This is a genomic window from Kitasatospora sp. NPDC005856, from assembly GCF_040629945.1.
GTDB lineage: Bacteria > Actinomycetota > Actinomycetes > Streptomycetales > Streptomycetaceae > Kitasatospora.
In genome coordinates this window covers 28,559-51,662 of the sequence record NZ_JBEXWT010000066.1, presented here as the reverse complement: position 1 = coordinate 51,662, position 23,104 = coordinate 28,559, and the positions used below count along the sequence as shown (strand labels likewise).

Annotated in this window: 18 protein-coding genes; 5 read left to right on the top strand and 13 right to left on the bottom strand. The window is 71.8% G+C overall.

Going from position 1 to position 23,104, the window contains the following annotated elements; all coding sequences use genetic code 11:
- Window positions 1–131 precede the first annotated feature (131 nt).
- A complete protein-coding gene (locus ABZ449_RS30635) occupies window positions 132–995 on the bottom strand; it encodes a hypothetical protein (RefSeq protein WP_360352674.1) in 864 nt (287 codons plus the stop codon).
- 253 nt (window positions 996–1,248) lie between these two features.
- Between ABZ449_RS30635 and ABZ449_RS30630 the strand changes: the two genes are divergently transcribed.
- A complete protein-coding gene (locus ABZ449_RS30630) occupies window positions 1,249–2,124 on the top strand; it encodes an A/G-specific adenine glycosylase (RefSeq protein WP_360352680.1) in 876 nt (291 codons plus the stop codon).
- Between the two features lie 125 nt (window positions 2,125–2,249).
- Here the strand turns inward: ABZ449_RS30630 and ABZ449_RS30625 are convergent, their stop codons facing one another.
- The gene (locus ABZ449_RS30625; protein WP_360352672.1) at window positions 2,250–3,845 is read right to left on the bottom strand and encodes an MDR family MFS transporter; all 1,596 of its coding nucleotides are present in this window, start codon (window positions 3,843–3,845) and stop codon (window positions 2,250–2,252) included.
- 220 nt (window positions 3,846–4,065) lie between these two features.
- On the opposite strand from ABZ449_RS30625, the gene ABZ449_RS30620 reads away from it, so the two are divergent.
- Entirely contained in the window at window positions 4,066–4,698 is a 633-nt protein-coding gene (locus ABZ449_RS30620; RefSeq protein ID WP_360352670.1) for a helix-turn-helix domain-containing protein, read from the top strand.
- Between the two features lie 34 nt (window positions 4,699–4,732).
- Here ABZ449_RS30620 and ABZ449_RS30615 read toward each other — a convergent pair whose 3' ends face one another.
- A complete protein-coding gene (locus ABZ449_RS30615; RefSeq protein ID WP_360352669.1) occupies window positions 4,733–5,683 on the bottom strand; it encodes a M23 family metallopeptidase in 951 nt (316 codons plus the stop codon).
- A 357-nt stretch (window positions 5,684–6,040) separates the two neighbouring features.
- Between ABZ449_RS30615 and ABZ449_RS30610 the strand changes: the two genes are divergently transcribed.
- Window positions 6,041–7,303, top strand: a complete 1,263-nt coding sequence (locus ABZ449_RS30610) for a beta-eliminating lyase-related protein (protein WP_360352667.1) — start codon at window positions 6,041–6,043, stop codon at window positions 7,301–7,303.
- A gap of 133 nt (window positions 7,304–7,436) precedes the next feature.
- Here ABZ449_RS30610 and ABZ449_RS30605 read toward each other — a convergent pair whose 3' ends face one another.
- The 8 genes from ABZ449_RS30605 to ABZ449_RS30570 all read right to left on the bottom strand — a co-directional run bounded on the left by ABZ449_RS30605 (window position 7,437) and on the right by ABZ449_RS30570 (window position 19,476).
- Window positions 7,437–9,782 carry an immune inhibitor A domain-containing protein gene (locus tag ABZ449_RS30605; RefSeq protein ID WP_360352665.1) on the bottom strand — a complete coding sequence of 782 codons (2,346 nt, stop codon included), beginning with the start codon at window positions 9,780–9,782 and terminating at the stop codon, window positions 7,437–7,439.
- A gap of 343 nt (window positions 9,783–10,125) precedes the next feature.
- Window positions 10,126–12,645: an ATP-dependent Clp protease ATP-binding subunit gene (locus ABZ449_RS30600; protein ID WP_360352663.1), complete on the bottom strand. Its 2,520-nt coding sequence runs from the start codon at window positions 12,643–12,645 to the stop codon at window positions 10,126–10,128.
- 645 nt (window positions 12,646–13,290) lie between these two features.
- Window positions 13,291–13,644, bottom strand: coding sequence for an Lsr2 family protein (locus ABZ449_RS30595; RefSeq protein ID WP_360352662.1), 354 nt, complete (start codon window positions 13,642–13,644; stop codon window positions 13,291–13,293).
- Between the two features lie 91 nt (window positions 13,645–13,735).
- Window positions 13,736–14,272, bottom strand: a complete 537-nt coding sequence (locus tag ABZ449_RS30590; protein ID WP_360352661.1) for an amino-acid N-acetyltransferase — start codon at window positions 14,270–14,272, stop codon at window positions 13,736–13,738.
- Between the two features lie 11 nt (window positions 14,273–14,283).
- A complete protein-coding gene (locus ABZ449_RS30585; protein WP_360352659.1) occupies window positions 14,284–14,721 on the bottom strand; it encodes a BlaI/MecI/CopY family transcriptional regulator in 438 nt (145 codons plus the stop codon).
- 308 nt (window positions 14,722–15,029) lie between these two features.
- Complete coding sequence (gene lysX / locus ABZ449_RS30580) at window positions 15,030–16,586, bottom strand: bifunctional lysylphosphatidylglycerol synthetase/lysine--tRNA ligase LysX (protein WP_360352657.1); 1,557 nt, start codon at window positions 16,584–16,586, stop codon at window positions 15,030–15,032.
- A gap of 95 nt (window positions 16,587–16,681) precedes the next feature.
- A complete protein-coding gene (locus tag ABZ449_RS30575; RefSeq protein WP_360352655.1) occupies window positions 16,682–18,478 on the bottom strand; it encodes a hypothetical protein in 1,797 nt (598 codons plus the stop codon).
- A 248-nt stretch (window positions 18,479–18,726) separates the two neighbouring features.
- A complete protein-coding gene (locus ABZ449_RS30570) occupies window positions 18,727–19,476 on the bottom strand; it encodes a hypothetical protein (RefSeq protein ID WP_360352654.1) in 750 nt (249 codons plus the stop codon).
- 162 nt (window positions 19,477–19,638) lie between these two features.
- Here ABZ449_RS30570 and ABZ449_RS30565 point away from each other — a divergent pair, with 162 nt between their 5' ends.
- The gene (locus tag ABZ449_RS30565; RefSeq protein ID WP_360352652.1) at window positions 19,639–20,196 is read left to right on the top strand and encodes a SigE family RNA polymerase sigma factor; all 558 of its coding nucleotides are present in this window, start codon (window positions 19,639–19,641) and stop codon (window positions 20,194–20,196) included.
- A 55-nt stretch (window positions 20,197–20,251) separates the two neighbouring features.
- Window positions 20,252–21,292, top strand: coding sequence for a hypothetical protein (locus ABZ449_RS30560; RefSeq protein WP_360352650.1), 1,041 nt, complete (start codon window positions 20,252–20,254; stop codon window positions 21,290–21,292).
- A gap of 7 nt (window positions 21,293–21,299) precedes the next feature.
- Here the strand turns inward: ABZ449_RS30560 and ABZ449_RS30555 are convergent, their stop codons facing one another.
- Window positions 21,300–22,091, bottom strand: coding sequence for a type III pantothenate kinase (locus tag ABZ449_RS30555; protein ID WP_360352648.1), 792 nt, complete (start codon window positions 22,089–22,091; stop codon window positions 21,300–21,302).
- 47 nt (window positions 22,092–22,138) lie between these two features.
- The gene (nadC, locus tag ABZ449_RS30550; RefSeq protein ID WP_360352646.1) at window positions 22,139–23,101 is read right to left on the bottom strand and encodes a carboxylating nicotinate-nucleotide diphosphorylase; all 963 of its coding nucleotides are present in this window, start codon (window positions 23,099–23,101) and stop codon (window positions 22,139–22,141) included.
- Window positions 23,102–23,104 lie beyond the last annotated feature (3 nt).

The following is a 23,104-nucleotide window of genomic DNA, read 5'->3' as shown; positions in this document are numbered from 1 at the left end:
AACGCTCGGCTGGGAAACCCCAGCCGAGCGCCTGCATAAACTCATCGCGGCCTGATCAACCGACCACGTGTTGCAACGACCCCTAGAAACCGCCACGGCGGTCGGGGGCTCCGGGGGAAGTTGACCGGTTCTCAGCCGTCCAGCCGGATCGAGGCCCGCGCGGAGACCTTGTCCCCGGAGAGTCCGGTGAGCTCCGCGAGCACCACGTAGGTGCCGCTCGGCGGCGGCGTCTGGTCGGCGGTCGCGCACTGCGGCTTGCTGCGGCTGCGGTCCCAGGTGAAGGTCTCGGTCTGGCTGCCGTTCGCGCCGAGCTGCACCCAGATGCTGCCCTTGTCGGCCGGGCAGTCGCCGGAGGACCAGACCCGGTCGTTGGTGCTGCCGCTCACCGTGATCACGGAGGCGGTGCGGCCCAGGTCCACCCGGCAGTTGGTGCCGGAGGAGTTCTTGACCGTCAGGGCCAGCCGGGGCTTGTCCTTGGGCTGGTACGAGTTCTGGGTGCCGGCCAGCTCCAGCGCCACCTGCGAGGAGGCGCAGACCGGCAGCGCCATGATCTCGGGGGTGTTCACCGCCGGAGCGCCACCCGCGCCGCCCGCGCCGCCCGCGCCTCCGGCGCCGCCCGTGCCGCCGCCGGTCGCCGGCGCCGCGCCGCCTCCGGGGGCCGGGTTGGCACCGCCGGCGCCGGTGCCGCCGCTGAGGTTGACCTCGGTGCCGCCGCCGCCCGCCACCGGGCCGCCGCCGCTGCCGCCGGCGCCGGGGCGCGCCGCGGGGCCGCTGGGGGAGGCGCCGGGCGTGATGGCCTGGGCCGGGGTCTGGGACTGGGACGGAACGGCCTGTGCGGCCTTGCCCTGTGAGCCGCCGTCACCGCCCCCGCCCTGGTCGATCATCAGCCAGGCGATCAGGGCGACGACCGCCGCGGCGGCGACGAGCACGACGATGCGCCGACGCCAGTAGATCGAGGCCGGCAGTGGTCCGACGGGTTGACGCAGAGAAGGCACGATCAAACTCTACGAGACTGTGTGTGGCGATTGACTCACCAACACCGCACAGTCGCCCCTTCCTTCACATGATCCGCCATTTGATCCGTTCGAGCGAGCTCCAATCGGACGATTTCCGGAGCTCTCCCGGGAGGATCCGGAGTGGCTTGATCCAGTTCGGCCCGGTCGGCGGGCATGGGAGGATCGAAGGGCCATGACTGCCATCACCACCCCTGCCGTCCCTGCCGCCGTCACCGACGCGGCCCGGCCGCCGATGCCCCTGCCGCTGTTCCACTCGACCGTCCTGGACTGGTACGAGGCGAGCAAGCGGGACCTGCCCTGGCGGGCCCCCGACGCCACGCCCTGGGCGGTCATGGTGAGCGAGTTCATGCTCCAGCAGACCCCGGTCAAGCGCGTGCTGCCCGCCTGGGAGGCCTGGCTCACCCGCTGGCCGACCCCGGCCGACCTGGCCGCCGAGGCGTCCGGGGAGGCCGTCCGGATGTGGGGCCGGCTGGGCTATCCGCGCCGGGCACTGCGCCTGCACGCGGCCGCGGTGGCGATCACCGAGGAGCACGGCGGCGAGGTCCCGGACGACCACGCCACGCTGCTCTCGCTGCCCGGGGTCGGGGAGTACACCGCCGCCGCCGTCGCCTCCTTCGCCTTCCGCCAGCGGCACGTGGTGCTGGACACCAACGTCCGCCGGGTCTTCGCCCGCGCGGTGACCGGGGTCGAGTACCCGGCCCAGGCCACCACCGCCGCCGAGCGCCGCACCGCCACCGCGCTGCTGCCGGACGACGCCGAGACGGCCGCCACCTGGGCGGTGGGCGTGATGGAGCTGGGCGCGCTGGTCTGCACCGCGCGCGGCCCGGAGTGCGGGGACTGCCCGCTGTTCACCACCTGTGCCTGGCAGCGGGCCGGACGCCCGCCGTACGAGGGCCCGGCCCGGCGCGGCCAGTCCTACGAGGGGACGGACCGCCAGGTGCGCGGCAAGCTGCTCGCGGTGCTGCGCGAGTCGCACGGGACGGTGCCGCAGGCCCGGCTGGACGCGGTCTGGCCGGACGCGGTGCAGCGGGCCCGGGCGCTGGACGGCCTGGTGGCGGACGGCCTGGTCGAGCCGGTCGAGCAGGGCGTCTACCGACTGCCCCAGTAGGGGCTCCCCGCGGACCGCACCACCGCGCCACCTGCCCCTCCCGCAAGAGCGACGACGGCGCCCCCGGGAAGGAGAACCTCCCGGGGGCGCCGTACGGGTCGTGCGGGTCGTACGGGGCGGAACCGTCAGACGGCCGCCGCCTCCAGCGAGGACTCGGCCGGCTTCTCACCCTTGCCGGTCCCGCGCAGCGGCACCTCGCGCAGGAACACCGCCGCGGCGATCGCGATCACGGCCACGCCCGCGCCCCACAGGAAGACGGTGTGCATGCCGTTGGACACCGCGTGGTGGTAGGCGTCCTGGATGACCGGGTCCAGCTTGCGCAGCGCGGCCGGGCTCATCTGGCCCGGATCCTGCACGCCGCCGCCGGCGACGGCGTGCTCGCCGAGCCGCTCCTTCATGGTGTCGGTCACCCGGTTGTTGAACAGCGCGCCGAACAGCGCGACACCGAAGGAACCGCCGATGGTGCGGAACAGGGTGGCGGTGGAGCTGGCGACGCCCATGTCCTTGAGCTCGACGCTGTTCTGCGCGACCAGCATGGTGATCTGCATCAGGAAGCCCATGCCGGCGCCGAGCACGATCATCCAGCAGGCGGAGGTGAAGCTGCTGGTCCCGGTGCCCATCGTGGAGAGCAGGATCAGGCCGGCGGCCATCACGACGGTGCCGATGATCGGGTAGATCCGGTACTTGCCGGTCTTGGTGACGGCCTGGCCGACCACCAGCGAGATCACCAGCATGCCGAACATCATCGGCATCAGCAGCAGGCCGGAGTTGGTGGCCGAGGCGCCCTGGACGACCTGCTGGTAGAGCGGCAGGAAGACGGTCGAGCCGAACATCACGAAACCGACGACGAAGCCGATGATCGAGACCAGGGTGAAGTTCAGGTTGCGGAACAGGCTGAGCGGGAGCATCGGCTCCTCGGCCCGCTGCTCCACGTAGCAGAACGCGATCAGCGAGGCGGCGGCCAGCGCGCCCAGGCCGAGGATCTCCTTGGAGCCCCAGGCGTACTGCTGCCCGCCCCAGGTGGTGATCAGCACCAGCGAGGTGATGCCGGTGGTGAGCAGGACGGCGCCCAGGTAGTCGATCTTGGCGGAGCTGCGGACCTTCGGCAGCTTCAGGGTCACGATGACCACGGCGAGCGCGATCACGCCGAGCGGCAGGTTGATGTAGAACGTCCAGCGCCAGCTCAGGTGGTCGGTGATGAAGCCGCCGACCAGCGGGCCGCCGACGGTGGCCAGGGCCATCACCGCGGCGAACATGCCCTGGTACTTGCCGCGGTCGCGCGGCGGGACGAGCGCACCCATGATCGACATGACGCCGACCATCAGACCGCCGGCGCCCAGGCCCTGCACGGCGCGGAAGCCGATCAGCTCGTTCATGTTCTGCGCCAGGCCGGACAGCGCCGAGCCCACCAGGAAGATCACGATCGAGGTGAGGAAGCTGCCCTTGCGGCCGTACATGTCGCCGAGCTTGCCCCAGATCGGGGTGGAGGCGGCGGTGGCCAGGGTGTACGCGGTGACGACCCAGGACAGGTGCTCGGCGCCGCCCAGTTCACCGACGATCGTCGGCATCGCGGTGCCGACGATCAGGTTGTCGAGCATGGCCAGCAGCATGGTGACGACCAGGCCGACCATGACGAGGCGGATCTCGCGCGGTGACCGCGGCTGCTCCTCCTCGGCCGTCCTGTCCTCCGGCGCCGGGCCGGCGGTTTTGGGCTGTGACATGAGGGGGTCTCCCGGAGGGTGGTTCGGACTGAGCGTGGCGCCGTGCGGCGGCTCACTTACTTGTCGCCCGGCTAGTTTATCGACCGTCGGCACGGTAAGTTGTCCACTAGCCGGTCGTCAAGCCAGTTTCCCGGCCGGCCGTGCGGGCAGGGAGAATGAGTCCGGGGCGATCACCGCCCCGGGGTCCGCAGTAGTCACCGACGCAGTCATGAGGCAGGCCATGGGCACTCCGCACAGCCCCCGTAGCGACACCCGGGCGCGCATCATCGAGGTGTCACTGGAGCTCTTCTCCGAGCAGGGCTACGAGCAGACCTCACTGCGCGAGATCGCCGACCGCCTGGGCGTCACCAAGGCCGCGCTCTACTACCACTTCAAGACCAAGGACGACATCGTCCTGGGCATCGTCGAGCGGATGGCCGCGCCGATCGACGAGACCATCGCGTGGGGCCGCAAGCAGGTCTGGAGCCCGGAGATGCGCGACGAGCTGATCCGCCGCTTCGCGGACGGGATGGCCGAGCGGGCCCCGCTGCTGCGCTTCTTCCACGAGAACCAGCCCGCGCTGCGCGAGTCCCCGGCCGGACTGGCCTTCAAGGACCGCATGATCACCATGATGCAGCTGGTGCACGGGCCGGACGCGGACTTCCACGACCGGCTGCGGGCCGCGATGGCGCTGTTCACCGTCCACTCCTCGCTGTTCCTGGTCAAGCAGGACAACGCGGACTGCGAGCACGCGCCGAACGTGTGGGGCGAGCGGCTGCCCCCCGCAGGCCTGGACGAGGCGATCGGGGCGGCCAGGGACATCGCGTTGGAGATCGGCGCCCGGATCAGCCACCCCGCCCCCAGCGCCGGCTGAGAGCCGAGGGGCGGGGGAGGGGCGGCGCGGCGGCTCAGAAGTTCGTGACGCCGTGCCCCGCGAGGTAGGCGATCGGGTTGACCACCGCGCCGTAGCGGTTGCTGGTGCGGATCTCGAAGTGCAGGTGCGGTCCGGTCGAGTTGCCGGTGCTCCCGGACAGGCCGACCCGCTCACCCGCCGACACCCGCTCGCCCGCCGAGACGGCGACCGAGGACATGTGGGCGTACTGGGCGAAGTGCCCGTCCGCCAGCCGCAGCACGACCTCCTTGCCGTACGCGCCGTCCCAGCCGGCCGACACCACGGTCGCGTCGCCGACGGCCAGCAGCGGGGTGCCCGGGGAGACCGCGAAGTCCACCCCGGTGTGGTACCCGGCCGCGTAGCTGCGGTTGGCCTTCCCGTACGGATTGCTGGTCGGCGCGTTCGGCACCGGCGCCGACCAGCCGGGAGCCGGGGCCGGCTCGGGCTCGGGCGCCGGTGCGGGTGCGGGTGCGGGGGCCGGTGCGGGCTCGGCGGCGGGTCCCGGCTCCGGTGCCGGCGGTTCGAGCGGCAGCAGGTTGTCCGCCACCGCCACGGACTGCTGCGCGGAGTCGCTGTCGTCGGGCAGCTTGTACGCGCTGGGGTCGGCCACCTGGACCAGCCCCGCGCTCGGCACCTGCGCCTGCGGCACGGTGAAGGCAGAGCTGCCCGGGGTGGTGGGCAGCACGGTGTGCGCCGAGGCCGAGCCCGGGGCGACGATCAGCAGCACACCGGCGAGCAGCACGGCGATCGCTCCGGCCGAGACCAGCCCGTGGTCGTGCTCGGCCCGCTGCCGGCTGCCGGGCAGCGTGGTGTGCCGGGGCGATCGGAGCGCGCGCAGCGGCGCGGCGTGGGTGCGGACGGCGTGGCCGATCCGGGGCTGCCAGACGGCGGCCTGGACCGCCGCACGGTCTGCCGCACGGGCTGCGAGCCGGCGCAGGGCCGGCCCCAGGGGCGGGACGGTGGACATCGCTTGCCGTACCTCACGGGTCGTACGAGGGCAGCACGAAGGGCCCGTTCGGGCGCGTGCTGAGCGGGGGACCACTCAGGTGTAACGGTCACCGAGCGGAGTCCCAAACGGTGTGACGTACTACGGCGTGTAGTCAGCGTGGCGCCGGAGATTCAAACCGATGGAGTAACGATCATGAGATCCGATCGTCGGCGCCCGCTCCGGGGCACCCGCCGGCTCCGCCGTTCGCGCTACTACCGGCGCTCGTACCGGGCCGGAGGCCTGTGACCAGTACCACGCGCGGCCGCGGTTTGACGAGCTCGGACGCTTTCCGCGCGCACCGCTGACCGGCCCGGCCCCCTGCGGGACCATCGAGCCATGTATGGCAACAGGAGCGAAGACCCCGACGCCAGTGACCGCCCCAGCCTGCCGGACCGCCGCTTCGCCGCCCTGCGCGGCTGCGAGCGGCTGCTGTCCGGCGTCCGGCCGCAGAGCATCCGCGAACGCCTCGCCGACCTGGCCGGCCCGCAGCCGGACGCCACCCCCGAGCCCGCCGCCGCTCCCGAGCCGACCGGCGCCCCGGGGCCGGACGCCACCCCCGCTCCGGACGGCCCCGGCAGTCCGTCCACCGTTCCCGACCTGGACGGCCGCCCCGACCAGTACGGCGACGGCGTGGTCCGCACCCTGGAGCAGCGGGTCGCCGAGCTGCTCGGCACCGAGGACGCGGCCTTCTTCCCGACCGGCACCATGGCCCAGCAGATCGCCCTGCGGATCCACGCCGAGGCGGTCGGCCCGCGCACCGTGGTCACCCACCCGCTGGCCCACACCGACCGGCACGAGCGGCACGCGCTCGGCGTCCTGTCCGGCCTGCGCAGCCTCTGGCCGACGACCGGGCCGCGCCAGCCCACCGCCGAGGAACTGCGCGCCCTGGACGAGCCGTACGCGGCGCTCAGCCTGGAGCTGCCGCTGCGCGACGCCGGGTTCGTGCTGCCGGGCTGGCCGGAGCTGGTGGAGCTGGCAGCGGTGGTGCGGGAGGAGCACGGCGCGGCGCTGCACCTGGACGGCGCCCGGATCTGGGAGTCGGCGGTCTCCCTCGGCCGCCCGCTGCCGGAGGTCGTCGCCCTGGCCGACTCGGTCTACGTCTCCTTCTACAAGACGCTCGGTGGGATCAGCGGCGCCGCGCTGGCGGGCCGGGCCGGCTTCGTCCGCACCGCCAAGGCCTGGCGGCACCGCTACGGCGGGCAGCTCTACCAGCAGTGGCCGTTCGCGCTGGCCGCGCTGACCGGGCTGGAGCGCGAACTGCCGCGGCTGCCCGCGTACGTGGCGCACGCCCGGACGGTGGCCGGGGCGCTGGCCCGGGCGTTCGCCGCCGTCCCCGGCGCCCGGGTGCACCCGGCCCCGCCGCACACCCACCAGTTCCAGCTCTGGTTGCCGTACCGGGCCGGGGAGCTGGAGGAGGCCGGGCTGGGACTGGCCGAGGACACCGGGATCGGGCTGTTCGGCGCCTGGCGCGAGTGCGGGCCGCCGGGGTCGGCGATGACCGAGGTCACGGTCGCCGCTCCCGGCCTCGACTGGACCGGCGCCGACGTCGCGGTGGCGGCCGCGGCCTTCCTGGACCGGCTGCCGCCCGAACGGTCCTGACAGGGCGACCGGGACCGACAGGGCGACCGGTCCCGACAAAGCGTCCGGCCCGCCCCCGCGTGCTGCGGGGACGGGCCGGACGTGGAGTTGTCAGAGCTGCCTGGTCACAGGCCGATCGCTACCGGGGGGGCGATCAGTTGTCGACCGGGCGGACCCGGATCCAGGTCTCCAGGTAGTTCGAGGACTCGTTCTCGACCTCGATGCTGGTGCCCGTCTTCGGGACGTCGACACCGGCGTACTGGTTGTCCTTGCTCCACCAGGACTTCAGGTCGTTGAACTCGTCGACGCCCTTGGCCTTCGGGATGACGGTCTCGACGCCGGCCTTGTGCAGGGTCAGCCCCGAGGTGCGGCGGGAGCCGAAGGTGGAGTCGTAGCCCTGCATGCGCGGACGCATCAGGCTTCCGTCGGTCCACTTCAGCGCGGTCGGGTGCGAGTCGACCGGCAGGATCAGGCCGTGGCCCGGGTGGGCGCTGACGTTGTTGTCGGTCTGCGACTCGTCCCAGAACCAGACCAGCAGGCCGGGCTGGTACGAGTAGTGCTCGACCCAGCTCGGCTTGTCGGCGAAGCCGAAGTTGTACGGGCCGGTCTTCAGGGTCTGGTCGAAGGACACGTACTGCCGGTTCTCCGCGATGTAGTACTGCGCGTAGTCCTTGGTGTACGAGCCGCCGAAGCGGGAGAACCCGTCGGCCACCCAGCCGTTGTCACCGTTCTCGACGTCGTCGCTGAACACGGCGGCGCCGTCGGCGACGACCGCGATGTTGTCCAGCGTCAGGCCGCGGAAGTGCAGGCCGCCGTCGGTGGTCTGGTGGTAGCGGAACTTGACCTTCTGGCCCGCGTAGGCGTCCAGGTTGAACGACAGGTCGCCCCAGGCGGCCACCTGGCCGCTGAGGGCCGGACGGCCGTTCTCGCGCGGCAGCGTGGTGCCGTTCCAGGTGCCGTCGATGACGGTCCAGGTCTTGCCGCCGTCGGTGGAGACCTCGCCGAACGCGTAGTCGAAGTCCTGCTCCAGCTCGTACCAGGCCTTGGCGTTGATGCTGGCCTTGGTCTTGCCGGTCAGGTCGACGTCGCGGGTGAGCGTGACGTTCAGGTTGTCGGCGCTGCCGCTCCACCACTCACCGGCGCCGCCGAACGGCTTGTTGATCTCGGTGGTGATGCTCTTCTTCGGCAGGTCGACGATCAGGGCCTGCGGCAGCTTGCTGTTGTACTCCGCCGGGCCGATGTGGTGGGTCGACTCGGTGCCGGCCTTGGCACGGTCCACCTTCAGCCAGCCGAGGTAGTACTTGCTCCAGGCGTCGAGGTCGTTCGGCATGTCGCCGATCGAGTCCTTGCCCTCGCCGAGCCAGGAACCGGAGGACATCAGCGACCAGAAGCCGACCGAGTTGTCGATGCCCTTGCCGGCGGTGTCGTAGAGGTCCGGCAGACCGAGGTCGTGGCCGTACTCGTGGGCGAAGACGCCGAGGCCGCCGTTCTCCGGCTGCATCGTGTAGTCGCCGACCCAGATGCCGCTGCTGCCGACCTGGACGCCACCGAGCTTGTTGCCCTCGGGGCCGGCCGTGCCCTGCAGGTTGCCGTAGACGTACGAGCGGTGCGCCCACAGGGCCTTGGTGCCCTGCTTGCCGCCACCGGCCGACTTGTCCTCGCCGGCGTGCACGATCTGGAAGTGGTCGAGGTACCCGTCGGGCTGGTTGAAGTTCCCGTCGTGGTGCGAACCGTAGCGGTCCCACTGGTCGTACTGGGCCAGGGTCGCCTTGATCTGGGCCTCGGTCTGACCCTTGGCCAGCTGGTCCTTGTACCAGATGTCCACGGCGTCGCGGATCAGGTCCTGGGCGCTGGCGCAGACGTTGGAGCCGCAGTAGTCGGAGCCGTACCGGGCCTCGTTCCACGGGACGCGGACCCAGTCCGAAACCACGCCGTCGACCGAGTAGCGGCCCGAGGACTGCTTCTCGTAGTAGGTCTTCAGCGAGGGCTTGTCCTTGCTGAAGTAGAGGTCCTGGAAGTGCTGCTGGTTGTAGTCGGCCTGCCAGGCGGTCGAGTTGTCGGTGGCGCGGTTCGGCGCCTCGATCTCGTTGTGCTTCGGGCCGGCCTCACCGCCGTACTTGACCTTGCCGTCGGCCGTCTTGGTGGTGTTGTCCACCTGGTCACCGAAGTCGACCAGGATGGTGAAGATCTTGTCCGTGCGCTCGCGGGCGAGCTCCACGTACTTGTCCTTGCCGAGCTTCACGCTGGTGCTGCCGTTGTGCTGCTCGACCTGGGCGGTGCCGTTGAGCAGCTTCTCGGTGGCGGCCTTCTGCTCCGCCTCCACCTTCGCGGTCAGCGGGCCCGGAATGTTGTGCTCGGTGTTCTGGACGGCGTCGGCCGGGTCCTTCGGGACCGGGGCCGAGCCGGCGGCGACGGCGGTGCCCGGGAAGAGGCCCGCGCCGAGCGCGACTATGACCGCTGCGGCAGTGGCGGCTGCAGCGGTTCTCCTGGTGTTCTTCAACGTTGTGACGTCCTCCCCGACCGGGGCCAGCTTCTGGCCAAAGCCCGGCAAACCAAAATGAAAGACAGGTGGACGTCATTTGATCCAAGCGTGCACGGAAAAGATAGACCTTGACCATGACATGGTCACGGCGCTATGCTCCGCGACTTCCCATCACCTGACCACATGTCAACCGTATGTTCGTGAAAGGTCAGTGAGAAACCGAACGCACCCGCACCAGCCAGCGCGGAAGCCAGCCTTCCGGCCCGCGCCGCCGCCGGCCGTTGCGGGAGCGGAACGCACCGAGCCCCCGGCGTGAACGCCGGGGGCTCGGTGGCTGTGAAGTTGTCTGTTAAAAGTTGGGTTACTTCGTCAGGTCGGGACCGGACGAGGCGACCGCGGCAGGGGTGTCCGCGACGGCCGACTTCTCCTCGCCGCGGAAGGTGAACTTGGCCTCCTTGCCCTCGCCCTCGACGTCGACGACGACGATGTGGCCGGCCCGCAGCTCACCGAAGAGGATCTTCTCGGAGAGGTGGTCCTCGATCTCGCGCTGGATGGTGCGGCGCAGCGGCCGGGCACCCAGGATCGGGTCGTAGCCGCGCTTGGCCAGCAGCTTCTTGGCCTCGACGCTGAGCTCCAGGCCCATGTCCTTGTCCTTGAGCCGCTCGTCCACCTTGGCGATCATGAGGTCGACGATCTGGATGATGTCGTCCTCGGACAGCTGGTGGAACACCACGATGTCGTCGACACGGTTCAGGAACTCGGGGCGGAAGTGCTGCTTGAGCTCCTCGCCGACCTTCGCCTTCATCCGCTCGTACCCGGTCTGGGTGTCGCCCGCGGCCGCGAAGCCGAGGTTGAAGCCCTTCGAGATGTCCCGGGTGCCGAGGTTGGTCGTCATGATGATGACGGTGTTCTTGAAGTCGACCACGCGGCCCTGGGAGTCGGTCAGGCGACCGTCCTCCAGGATCTGCAGCAGCGAGTTGAAGATGTCCGGGTGGGCCTTCTCGACCTCGTCGAAGAGGACGACCGAGAACGGCTTGCGGCGGACCTTCTCCGTCAGCTGGCCGCCCTCCTCGTAGCCCACGTAGCCGGGCGGGGAGCCGAACAGCCGGGAGACGGTGTGCTTCTCGGAGAACTCGGACATGTCGAGCGCGATCAGCGCGTCCTCGTCGCCGAACAGGAACTCCGCCAGCGTCTTGGACAGCTCGGTCTTACCGACACCGGACGGGCCGGCGAAGATGAACGAACCGCCGGGGCGCTTCGGGTCCTTGAGGCCCGCACGGGTGCGCCGGATGGCCTGGGAGAGCGCCTTGATGGCGTCCTTCTGGCCGATGACGCGCTTGTGCAGCTCGTCCTCCATGCGCAGCAGGCGGGACGTCTCCTCCTCGGTCAGCTTGAAGACCGGGATGCCGGTGGCGGTGGCCAGGACCTCGGCGATGAGCTCCTCGTTGACCTCCGCGACGACGTCCATGTCGCCGGCCTTCCACTCCTTCTCGCGCTTGGCCTTGGCCTGCAGGAGCTGCTTCTCGTCGTCGCGCAGGGACGCGGCCTTCTCGAAGTCCTGCGCGTCGATCGCGCTCTCCTTCTCGCGGCGCACGTCGGCGATCTTCTCGTCGAACTCGCGCAGGTCCGGCGGCGCGGTCATCCGGCGGATGCGCATCCGGGAGCCGGCCTCGTCGATCAGGTCGATCGCCTTGTCCGGCAGGAAGCGGTCCGAGATGTACCGGTCGGCCAGGGTGGCGGCGGCGACCAGGGCGGAGTCCGTGATCGAGACCCGGTGGTGGGCCTCGTAGCGGTCGCGCAGACCCTTGAGGATCTCGATGGTGTGGGGCAGCGACGGCTCGGCGACCTGGATCGGCTGGAAGCGGCGCTCCAGCGCGGCGTCCTTCTCCAGGTGCTTGCGGTACTCGTCCAGGGTGGTGGCACCGATGGTCTGCAGCTCGCCGCGGGCCAGCATCGGCTTGAGGATGCTGGCGGCGTCGATGGCGCCCTCGGCGGCGCCCGCGCCGACCAGGGTGTGCAGCTCGTCGATGAACAGGATGATGTCGCCGCGGGTGCGGATCTCCTTGAGCACCTTCTTCAGGCGCTCCTCGAAGTCACCGCGGTAGCGCGAGCCGGCCACCAGGGCGCCCAGGTCCAGCGTGTAGAGCTGCTTGTCCTTGAGCGTCTCGGGGACCTCGCCCTTGACGATCGCCTGGGCCAGGCCCTCGACCACGGCGGTCTTGCCGACGCCGGGCTCACCGATCAGCACCGGGTTGTTCTTGGTGCGGCGGGACAGCACCTGCATGACCCGCTCGATCTCCTTCTCGCGCCCGATGACCGGGTCGAGCTTGGCCTCGCGGGCGGCCTGGGTGAGGTTGCGGCCGAACTGGTCCAGGACCAGCGAGGTCGACGGGGTGCCCTCGGCGGGCCCGCCGGCCGTGGCCGACTCCTTGCCGCCGCCGGTCTGGTAGCCGGAGAGCAGCTGGATGACCTGCTGGCGCACCCGGTTGAGGTCGGCGCCCAGCTTCACCAGGACCTGGGCGGCGACGCCCTCGCCCTCGCGGATCAGGCCGAGCAGGATGTGCTCGGTGCCGATGTAGTTGTGGCCGAGCTGGAGGGCCTCGCGGAGCGACAGCTCCAGGACCTTCTTCGCCCGGGGGGTGAAGGGAATGTGGCCGGACGGGGCCTGCTGGCCCTGGCCGATGATCTCCTCGACCTGCTGGCGAACGGCCTCAAGAGAAATCCCGAGGCTCTCCAGGGCCTTGGCGGCGACGCCCTCGCCCTCGTGGATCAGACCCAGGAGGATGTGCTCGGTGCCGATGTAGTTGTGGTTGAGCATCCGGGCTTCTTCCTGAGCCAGGACGACAACCCGCCGCGCGCGGTCGGTGAACCTCTCGAACATCGTTTATCGCTCCTCAGAGCGGTCGGGCAGTTCGGGGTCCGTCCCCGCCCTGTCCTTCCGCATGCTAGTCCCGCTCAGCGGCGCGGCCCACGGATTCACTCCCCGGTAGAGGAGCGAGATGCTGCGCGACCAGCCGACACCAATCCCAACCTGATGCTGGGAAACGGTGTTCCCGCAGGCGGGCCGGATGCACCGGATTCCGCTACGCCATCGGCGAACACGTGCCGCCGGGGCGCGGCCGGAACCGTCCGGCCGGTCGCACATACTGCCCCTGGATGGGCCGAAGAACCCGTCCACCTGCATTCATACCCGGTATCGGGGCGGTTCTCGCGCAGTTTCCGCGGTGGCGGTGTTCGCCTGGCGAGAAGTCGGGCCGTGGTGACGGCGGTTCAACGGCGGCCGGGGCCGGGTGCGCCGTCCCGGTGTCCGCGTTACCGCTTCGCTCCTACAGCGTTGCACGGCCGGTGATTGTTCCGCCGCCCGAGTCCGTGCCCCGCACGCCCCCGGAGCCGCTGGTGGCGCGGCCCGGCGGGCACGCGCCGCGGGGCGCGGAGGAGTCCCCTCCGCGCCCCGTGCGTGTGATGGCGGCGCCGTCCTCGGCCGCCGGGGCCCCGCACCCGCTCCGGCGGGTCCGCGGTGCCGGGATCAGGCCGCGTTGGCCTTCTCGTAGGCCTCGCGCACGTTGCTCGGAACGCGGCCGCGGTCGTTGACCTCCAGGCCCTGCTCCTTGGCCCACGCGCGGATCTTGGCGGTGTCCGGGGCGCCGCCGCCGGACGGGCGCGCCGCACCGCCGCGGCCCGGGCGACGGGCGCCGGCGAGCCGGCCGCTCTGCTTGCGGCCCTTCTCCACGTACGGCGCCAGCAGACCGCGCAGCTTGTCCGCGTTGGCGCTCTTCAGGTCGATCTCGTAGGCAACGCCGTCGAGGGCGAACGTCACCGTCTCGTCCGCCGAACCGCCGTCGAGATCGTCTTCAAGAATGACCTGCACCCTCTGTGCCACGGGCTTCCCTTTCCGCTAAACGACCCATTGCCTAAGGAAAGGAAAGCGCCTTTCTCCGGAAAACACAAACCCTTGACCCGGGTGGAGCGGCTCAGAGGTGCAGCAGCATGCGCGAGTTGCCCAGTGTGTTGGGCTTCACCCGCTCCAGGTCGAGGAACTCGGCGACGCCTTCATCGTACGAGCGGAGAAGTTCTTCATAGACGTCCGTAGCGATCGCCGCCGGGTCTGTCGTACCATCATCGGTTTCCTGGAGCTCACCGATCTCGACGAAACCGTGTTTCGCGAAGAACGCGACCTCGAACGTCAAGCAGAAAATCCGACGGACGCCCAGCCAGCGTGCCGTCTGCACCAGCTTCTCCAGCAGCAGGTGTCCGATCCCGGTGCCCCGGACGACCGGATCCACCGCGAGGGTGCGGACCTCGGCGAGGTCCTCCCACATCACGTGCAGTGCGCCGCAGGCCACCACCGCGCCGTTGTCGTCGCGTTCCGCGACCCAGAACTCCTGCACGGATTCGAACAGTGTGACTGTGGGCTTGTCCAGCAGAATGCCGTCGCGCGAGTAGGTGTCGATGAGCCCGCGCACTGCCCGAACGTCCGTGGTCCGCGCCCGGCGGATGGTGACCTCCATGGTCCGGGACGTTATCGCGCCGCTCCCGGTTCCGTCGCGCCGGTATCCGGTCCGTCGTCCGGGGAATCAGGCCCGGTCGGATCGGACGGGAACAGAGCGGCCACCCGCAAGGCGTCCCGGAGCGCTTCGCGTTGCTCGGGGGACATCAGGCCGAAGAAGTGCACCAGGGCCGCCGCCGGATTGTCACTGGTGGCCCAGGCGTCGTTCATCAGAGCCGCCGTGTACGCCTCGCGCGAGGAGACCGGTTCATATCGATAGGCCCGGCCGACCCGCTCCCGGCGCAGCCAGCCCTTTCTGTGGAGCTTGTCCAGGACGGTCATCACCGTGGTGTACGCGATTTCGCGTTCCGACCGCAGATCCAGGAGAACCTCGCGAACCGTGACCGGTCGGTTCCACTGCCACACCCGGGTCATGATGGCGTTCTCAAGTTCGCCGAGTTGCCGGACCATAGTGCGGCCAGGATAGGGAGTGAATGGGGCAAATCTTGTGAAGTGCGCCAAACCGGCGCGCCGCCACCCCCGGGAATCGGGAATGGCGGCGCGTGGTCGTTCGGGGCGGCTGACGGCGTCGGTCGCGGGTTCCGCCCGTCGGTCCTCGTGGACCGCGCGGGGCCCGGTGGGGCCCCGCGAGGGATCAGTCGACGTCTTCCTTGGCCCGCTGGGCCCCGCCCTGGCTGCGGACGATGGCCCGCACCAGGAATCCGAAGCCGATCGCCATGACCAGCGGCGGCACGATCGCGCTGACGTAGTCCATCAGGTCACTCCTCCTCGGTCTTCTCCGCCGTCGCGGCGGAAGCCTTCGGCTCCGGCTTCACCAGCGGGAAGAGCACCGTCTCCCGGATGTTCTTGCCGGTCAGCAGCATGATCAGGCGGTCCACGCCGAGGCCGAGGCCACCGGTCGGGGGCATCGCGTACTCCAGGGCGCGCAGGAAGTCCTCGTCCACCTGCATCGCCTCGACGTCGCCGCCGGCCGCCAGCAGCGACTGGGCGGTGAGGCGGGCGCGCTGCTCGACCGGGTCGACCAGCTCGGAGTAGGCGGTGCCGATCTCGGTCCCGAAGATCACCAGGTCCCACTTCTCGGCCACACCGGGCTGCGAGCGGTGCTGGCGGGTCAGCGGGGAGACCTCGGTCGGGTAGTCCTTGATGAAGGTCGGCCGGACGGCGTTCTCCTCCAGCAGGCGCTCGACCATCTCCAGCACGATCTGGCCGTGGCCCCACTCCTTCTCGAACGGGATCCCGTGCTCGGCGGCCAGCTTGCGCAGCTCCTCGACGCCGGTCTGCGGGGTGACCTCCGCGCCCAGGCGGGCGGAGATGCCCGGGTAGACCGAGACCTCCTCCCACGGCTCGGCCAGGTCGATCTCGTGCTCGACGCCGTGCGCGTCCACGCCCTTGATCACCGTGGTGCCCAGCGCGTCCCGGGCCGCGTTGACGATCGTCTCGCGGATCAGCTCGGCCTGGGTGTCGTAGTCGCCGTACGCCTCGTACGACTCCAGCGAGGTGAACTCCGGGTTGTGGGTGGAGTCCGCGCCCTCGTTGCGGAAGTTGCGGTTGATCTCGAAGACCTTCTCGGCGCCGCCGACCACCAGCCGCTTGAGGTACAGCTCGGGGGCGATGCGCATGTACAGGTCGATGTCGTACGCGTTGATGTGCGTCTTGAACGGACGCGCGTTGGCGCCGCCGTGCACCGGCTGGAGCATCGGGGTCTCGACCTCGATGTAGCCGCGGTCCTCGTAGGTGCGGCGGATCGAGCGGACGACCTTGCTGCGCAGGTGCAGGATCTCGCGGGCCTCGGGGTTGACGATCAGGTCCACGTAGCGCTGGCGGACCCGGGCCTCCGGGTCGGTCAGGCCCTTGTGCTTGTCCGGCAGCGGGCGCAGGCACTTGGCGGTGAGCTCCCAGCGGTCCACCATCACGGACAGCTCGCCGCGCTTGGAGGTGATCACCTCGCCCTCGACGCCGACCTGGTCGCCGAGGTCGATGTCGGCCTTCCAGGCCGCCAGCCGCTCCGCGCCCAGCTTGTCCAGGGAGAACATCACCTGGAGGTCGCCGGTGCCGTCCCGCAGGGTGGCGAAGCAGAGCTTGCCGCCGGTGCGGGAGAGGATCACGCGGCCGGTGACACCGGCCCGCTCGCCGGTCGCGGTGTCCGGCTCCAGGTCCGGGTGCTTGGCACGCAGGTCCGCGATGGTGGTGGTGCGGGGGAATCCGACCGGGTACGGGTCGACGCCGGCCGCCCGGAGCCGGTCCAGCTTCTCGCGCCGCACGCGCATCTGCTCGGGAAGGTCGTCGGTCGCGGGAACAAGGCTCTGATCGCTCACCCCACAAGGGTAGCCAGCCACACACGGTGCTCCGCGCCGGGATTCCCGCGGGCGGCGCCGGGGCGGCGCCGCCCGCGGGAACGGACCCGGGTGGGTCAGCCGTCGCGGCGGACCCGGAGCCGGCGGGCGGTGACCAGACCGGCGGTGCCGAGCAGCACGGCGGCGGCACCCGTCGCGGCCAGCGGCAGGGCGGCGGAGCTGCCGGTGGCGGCCAGCGGGCCGTCGGAGCCCCGGACGGTCCCGGAGCCACGGCCGCCGGTGCCCGTGCCCGTGCCGGTGCCGGTGCCGGTACCGGTCTCCGGGGCGGGGCTCGGGGAGTCCTTGTCGCCGAGGCCGGCCGGGACGACCGCGGAGGTCGGTGCGGGGGAGGGGTCGGTGGTGGGCGCGGCGGTCGGGGCGGTGGTCGGCACGGGGGTGGGCGTTCCGGTGGGGGGCGGGGTGGCCGGGGTGGCCCGCAGGGCGACCTTCAGCAGGTCGTTGGCGGGGTTGCGGTCCCAGCCCATGACGGCGCTGGGGTGGCCCGGCTCGTACTCGCTCGCCATGTTCTGCAGCGAGACCGTCGCGGTCGGCTCACCGGTGCCCTCGGGGACCGACAGGGTCAGCTTGTGGGAGTTGGTGGCGCCGGCCGGGATGAAGAACCCGCCCAGTCCGTCGCAGGAGAACTTGTTGAGCGGCTTGTCGGACTTCTGGCCGAGGACGTAGTCGTTCGGGTGGCAGGTCGAAGGGAGCCCGGTGACGGTGACCCCCTCCGGGAACTGCACGGTGACGTTGGGTGCGCTCTCGCCGCCGCTGCGGTCCATGATCGAGGCGGGGCCGTTGCTGACGGCGCCGAGGGTGAAGGTGCCGGAGGTGCCGGAGGCGTCCGGTGCCCAGGAGCCGTTCACGGCGAAGTCCGCGCCGTTGTCGGCGAGGACCTCCTGCTCGGTGGAGTAGGCGTTCGTGTCCAGGCCGTCCGGGATCCCCTCGCCGGAGGTCTTCACCAGGGTGGCGGGAGCACCGGTGCCGCGCTGGAACGACAGCCGCCGGCGCAGGTCCGCGGCGCTGCTGCCGCTCGCTCCCTCGGCGGGGAAGACGGCGTAGCCGGCGAAGGCGTAACGGGCGTCCGTGCCCACGGTGAGGTCGAGGCCGTTCAGCTGGACGGCCTGGCCGGGGGCGATCTCGCCGTCGATGGTGCAGATGCCGTGCACGGTGGGCATCGGGTAGCCGAAGCCGCGGCCCGCCCACTCGCCCTCGTCCTTCGCGTACTCGCAGTTGGAGGGCCAGGTGGTCACGTCCAGGCCGGGGGTCAGGTAGACCTCGACGACCGCCCGCCGGGCCGCGGACTCGCCGTGGTTGGCGAACGCGAGGGTCGACGGGAGCGTGCTGCCGACCTTGACGTCGCGCTGCTCGGAGGGCTCCTTGGTGCGGAACCCGGCCCCGCCGATCTCGACCGGGATGTCGGCCTCGGCGGTCTCGGCGCCGGGTGCGCTGAGGGTGGCGTGGACGGTCCCGGTGGAGCCGGGGCGGACGCCCGCGACGGCACTCAGCCACGGGTGGCTGGTGATGTTGATGTTCTCGAGGTCGAGGCGCCAGATGTCGCAGGTGATCACCTTGCCCGCGGTGGCGCAGCCCGGGACGCCGAGCGTGGCCAGCCCGTCGATGCCGGTGGTGTCGAACGCGAGCTTGGCGCCGGTCACGACCTCGGTGCCGGTCCGGCCGATCCGCAGGTGGATGTTCTCGCCGAACTGGGGCTGGGGGGCCGGCTGGGTCGAGATCTGGACCGTGCCGGTCGGGAAGATCCTGAGCTGGGTGCCGGCGGCGTGCGCCGGGACGGCCGCGGTGCCGGCGGCCAGAGCGGCCACGACCGTGGCCGTGCCCGCGCCGAGGAACCGGCGCGTGCGAGTCGAAGACATGTGAATCCCCCGCGAATGGAGTGATGAGGCTCCGCACCCTAGGGATTGTTGAGCGGCCGTCAAGCCGGTTGATCAGCGACCAATTCGCCCAGGTCGGGATCGAACGGCCTGGTCACCGGGGTGAAGGTTATGAAGACGTGATCGACGGCGGCCGACGGAACCGCGGCATTGTCGACACATGGACCGGCGGACGGACGGAGGGGAGACCGCGGTGGCGGTCTCCCCTCCGGGGCGGCGGACGGGTCGGCTCAGCCGGTGCCGGTGGCGAGTTCGACGTCCTCGGTCTCCTCGGGGGCCCGGTCGGCGGGCGGGGCCGGGCGGGTCGGGGGCTTGGGGCGGCGGCCGAACAGCTCGGCGGGGGTGGGCATCCGGTGCGGACGGGGCGGGGTCTTCGCGGCGGCGGGCTGCTCCGGGCGGGAGTCGGTGCTGCTCATGGGGGTCCGTCCTCCTACAGGGGTGGGGTGACAGTGCGGCGGTGCGGCAGGGCTCGGTACGGCCACCAGGTGGCGGGGCTGCCCGGCGTGGAGGGCGAGCCGCTCGCGCACGGCGGCCTCGGCCAGCGCGTGGCAGCGCCCGGCCAGCCGGGAGCGGCGGGCCCGTTCGCCCTGGCCGCAGGGCTGGCGGGTCAGTCCGCGCAGCGCGGTGAGGTCCTCGGGCCCGGGCAGGTACCCGTCGGTCACCGCCTCCTCCAGCCGTTCCAGGTAGCCGGGGGCGCTGCCGGGAAGGGCGGAGCGGTAGCGCCCGAGGTCGGCGAGCAGGAAGGCGCGCAGGCGGCCGCCCTCCTGGACGGCCTCGTCGATCGCCTCCGTCAGGCGCAGGGCGTCCTGGACGTCCTCGGCCCAGAGTTCGGCGCCCGGCCCGGCGAGGGCCGGCCGGTCGGGCCCCTGGAGGTGGACGGGGACGGCGGGGTGCAGGGCTTGGGCGAGGGCGCGGCGCAGCACGCGGACTTCGTCGGCGCTGAAGGCCATGCCGCCGCGCGATCCGTGTGGCGTAGGCATGGGCTGACAGTACGTGAGGAATATCCGATTTGTCGGTAACCTCGCGCCGAACCACCCGCGTCCGGCCCGGTGAAAAAGCCTTTCGCCGCCACCTGTAACGCCGCCCGGGGCCCATCTGGTCATCCAGGTGTCAGGGGAGAACGAGCGAGGGGGCCGGGCAGGATGCGACCGGGCGATCAGGAACAGGCGGCCGGCGGCCGGGGGCGGCGGGACGAGGACTTCCAGGCCTTCGCGGCCGCCCGGGCCAGACCGCTCTACCGGTCGGCCTGCCTGCTCACCGGCGGGGACACCCACCTCGCCGAGGACCTGGTGCAGGAGGCGCTCGGGCGGATCTACGCCCAGTGGCACCGCACCTCCTGGTTCGGGGGCAGGCGCCGGATCGACAACCCGGCGGGGTACGCCCACACCGTGCTGGTGCGGGTCTTCCTCTCGCACCGCGGCCGCCGCTCCAGCGGCGAGCGGCCGGTCGACGCGGTGCCGGACGGCGCGGCCCCGCAGGGCGACCCGGAGCTGCGGCTGACCCTGGTGGACGCGCTCGGCCGGCTCGCGCCGCGCGACCGGGCGGTGCTGGTCCTGCGCTACTGGGAGGACCGCAGCGTCGAGGAGACCGCGGCGGTCCTGCAGCTCACCCCGGGCGCCGTCCGGACCCAGTCCTTCCGCGCGCTCGGCCGGATCCGCGCCCTGCTCGGCGGCAGCCTCGACGAGCTGGCCGGGCGCTGAGCCGGCGCTTCACGACACGTCACTTCGACCCACGTGGTAGAGAGGTTGGTTCAGCATGTCCGCAGAGCACGACGGACCCGACGAGCGCTTCGAGCAGGCCTTCGCCGAGGCCATCGGCCGCGCCGGCGGGGCCTATGACGCCGACGCCGGCCGGCTGGTCGACACCGGCTGGTCGTACGGCCGCCGGCTGCGTCGCAGGCGGCGGGTCGGCACCGCGGCGGGCGCCGCCGCACTGGCCCTGGTCGGGGTCGGCGGAGCCGCGCTCGGCGGCCTGCTGCCCGGGCAGGGTTCCCCGGCGGTGGTCGGCGCGGCGGGCGGGGCCTCGACCGCGCCCGCCGCCCCGGTCACCGGGCCGGAGTTCCAGCAGATGCTCACCGAACTCCTGCCGCAGGGCGCGGTGACGGTGGGCGAGGCCCGGGGCACCGAGAGCGACACCCCGCAGCTGCGGCTGGTGCTGGACGACGGCCAGGGTGCGGTGCAGTACCTGTTCTGGATCATGCGTGACTCGAGCACCGCGGACCGGTCCTGCCCGGCCGTGCCGACGGGCGGCGACTCCTGCGCCGAGTCCGACCTCCCGGACGGCTCCCACCTGAGCCTCTACCAGGCCGCCACCCGCAGCGGCGAGCCGACCGGCTCGAAGACCTGGTCCGCCGTGCGGTCCGGGAACGGCTACCGGATGATGCTCCAGGAGTGGAACCGCAAGCCGCTGGAGAACGGCTCGCCGATCACCCGCACCGACCCGCCGCTGACGCCGGACCAGCTCGCCGCGGTGGTGAAGGACCCGCGCTGGAACAAGGTCATGGCGGCCATTCCGGACCGGCACGCGGGGAAGCCGACGCCGGAGCCCGGAAGGACCCGGCTCACCGTCCCGCCGCCGGTGCCGGAGGGCCTGACGACCCTCCCGCCGTCGGCGCCGCTCGAGGGGACCCTGCGGCCGGCCCCTCCCCGGCCCCTGCCGGGGGAGTCCGCGGCGATCGACACCCCGCCCGCCTCCGAGGGGGCGGCGACCGGTCCGGCGGCCGCCCTGCCGGGCCTCCTGACGCCCCCGTCGTCCGGACCGGCCACCCTGCCGGGCTTCCCGACCCCCGGCAGCTGAGCGCCGCTCAGCTCGCGGCGGGTCGGTTGCGCTCGTACACCAGGCGCAGCCCGATCAGGGTCAGCCAGGGCTCGTGCACGTCGATGGTGGTGGCCTCGCCGAGGACCAGGGAGGCGAGACCGCCGGTGGCGATCACCTGGACGTCGTCCGGGTCCTTCGCGAGTTCCCGGGCCATCCGCTCGACCAGGCCGTCGACCTGGCCGGCGAAGCCGTAGAGGATGCCGGACTGCATGCCCTCGACGGTGTTCTTGCCGATCACGTTGCGCGGGCGGGCCAGCTCGATCTTGCGCAGCTGGGCGCCGCGGACGCCGAGCGCCTCGACCGAGATCTCGATGCCGGGGGCGATCGCGCCGCCGACGTAGTCGCCGCGCGCGTTGACGGCGTCGAAGGTGGTCGCGGTGCCGAAGTCGACCACGATGCACGGGCCGCCGTACAGGTGGTTGGCGGCCAGCGCGTTGACGATCCGGTCCGCGCCGACCTCCTTGGGGTTGTCCATCAGGACGTGCACCCCGGTCTTCACGCCGGGCTCCACGATCACCGCGGGGACGTCGCCGTAGTAGCGGCGGGTCACCTCACGGAGCTCGTGGAGCACGGCGGGGACGGACGAACAGATCGCCAGGCCCTCCACCGCGGCCTCCCGGACCGCGGTGTGGTTGCCCATCAACCCTTGCAGCAGCACCGCCAGTTCATCGGCCGTGCGGCGCGGATCCGTGGAGATCCGCCAGTGTTCCACCACGTCCTCGCCGTCGAACAGGCCGAGCGTGGTCTGGGTGTTGCCGACGTCGATGGTGAGGAGCACGGGGACGCTTTCTGCGAGTCGGGGCAGGTCTGTTCTCGACCTGACGGTCAGGCGCGCAGGTCCAGGCCGATGTCCAGGATCGGCGAGGAGTGGGTGAGCGCGCCCACGGCCAGGTAGTCGACACCAGTCTCGGCGACCTCGCGCGCGGTGGCCAGGGTCAGTCCGCCGGAGGACTCCAGCTTCGCCCGGCCGGCCACCAGCGCGACGGCCTCCTTCAGCTGCCCGACGGTGAAGTTGTCCAGCAGGATCAGGTCCGCCCCGGCCTCCAGCACCGGCGGGATCTGCTCCAGGGTGTCCACCTCGACCTCGACCGGCAGCTCCGGGTACGCGGCCCGGACGGCCCGGAAGGCCTCGGCCACGCCGCCGGCCGCGACCACGTGGTTGTCCTTCACCAGCGCGGCGTCCGAGAGCGCCATCCGGTGGTTGGCGCCGCCGCCGCAGCGCACCGCGAACTTCTCCAGCGCGCGCAGGCCCGGGGTGGTCTTGCGGGTGTCCCGGACCACCGCGCCGGTGCCCTCCAGGGCGTCCGCCCAGGCGCGGGTCGCGGTGGCGATGCCGGACAGGTGGCAGAGCAGGTTGAGCGCGCTGCGCTCGGCGGTCAGCAGGTCGCGGGTGCGCGAGCGCACCGAGAGCAGCACCTGGCCGGCCTCCACCCGGTCGCCGTCCTCGACGTGCCGCTCGACCTCGAACTCCTCCTCGCAGACCAGCGAGACGACCGCCTCGGCGACCCGCAGGCCGGCCACCACGCCGGCCTGGCGGGCGGTGAAGTCGGCGGTGGCGACGGACTCGGCGGGCACGGTCGCCACCGAGGTGACGTCCTCCCCGCCGGCCAGGTCCTCGGCCAGCGCCAGGGTGGCGATGTCCTCGACCTCGACCGGGTCCAGCCCGGCCTGCTCCAGCAGCTCGGCCAGCTGCGGGTCCAGGCCGGTCTCGTAGCCCTCGCCGTCCCCGCAGGCGCAGCCGTCGCCGCAGCCGCCGGCCATCGGGAGTTCCTCGTGGGAGTGGGTCATGGT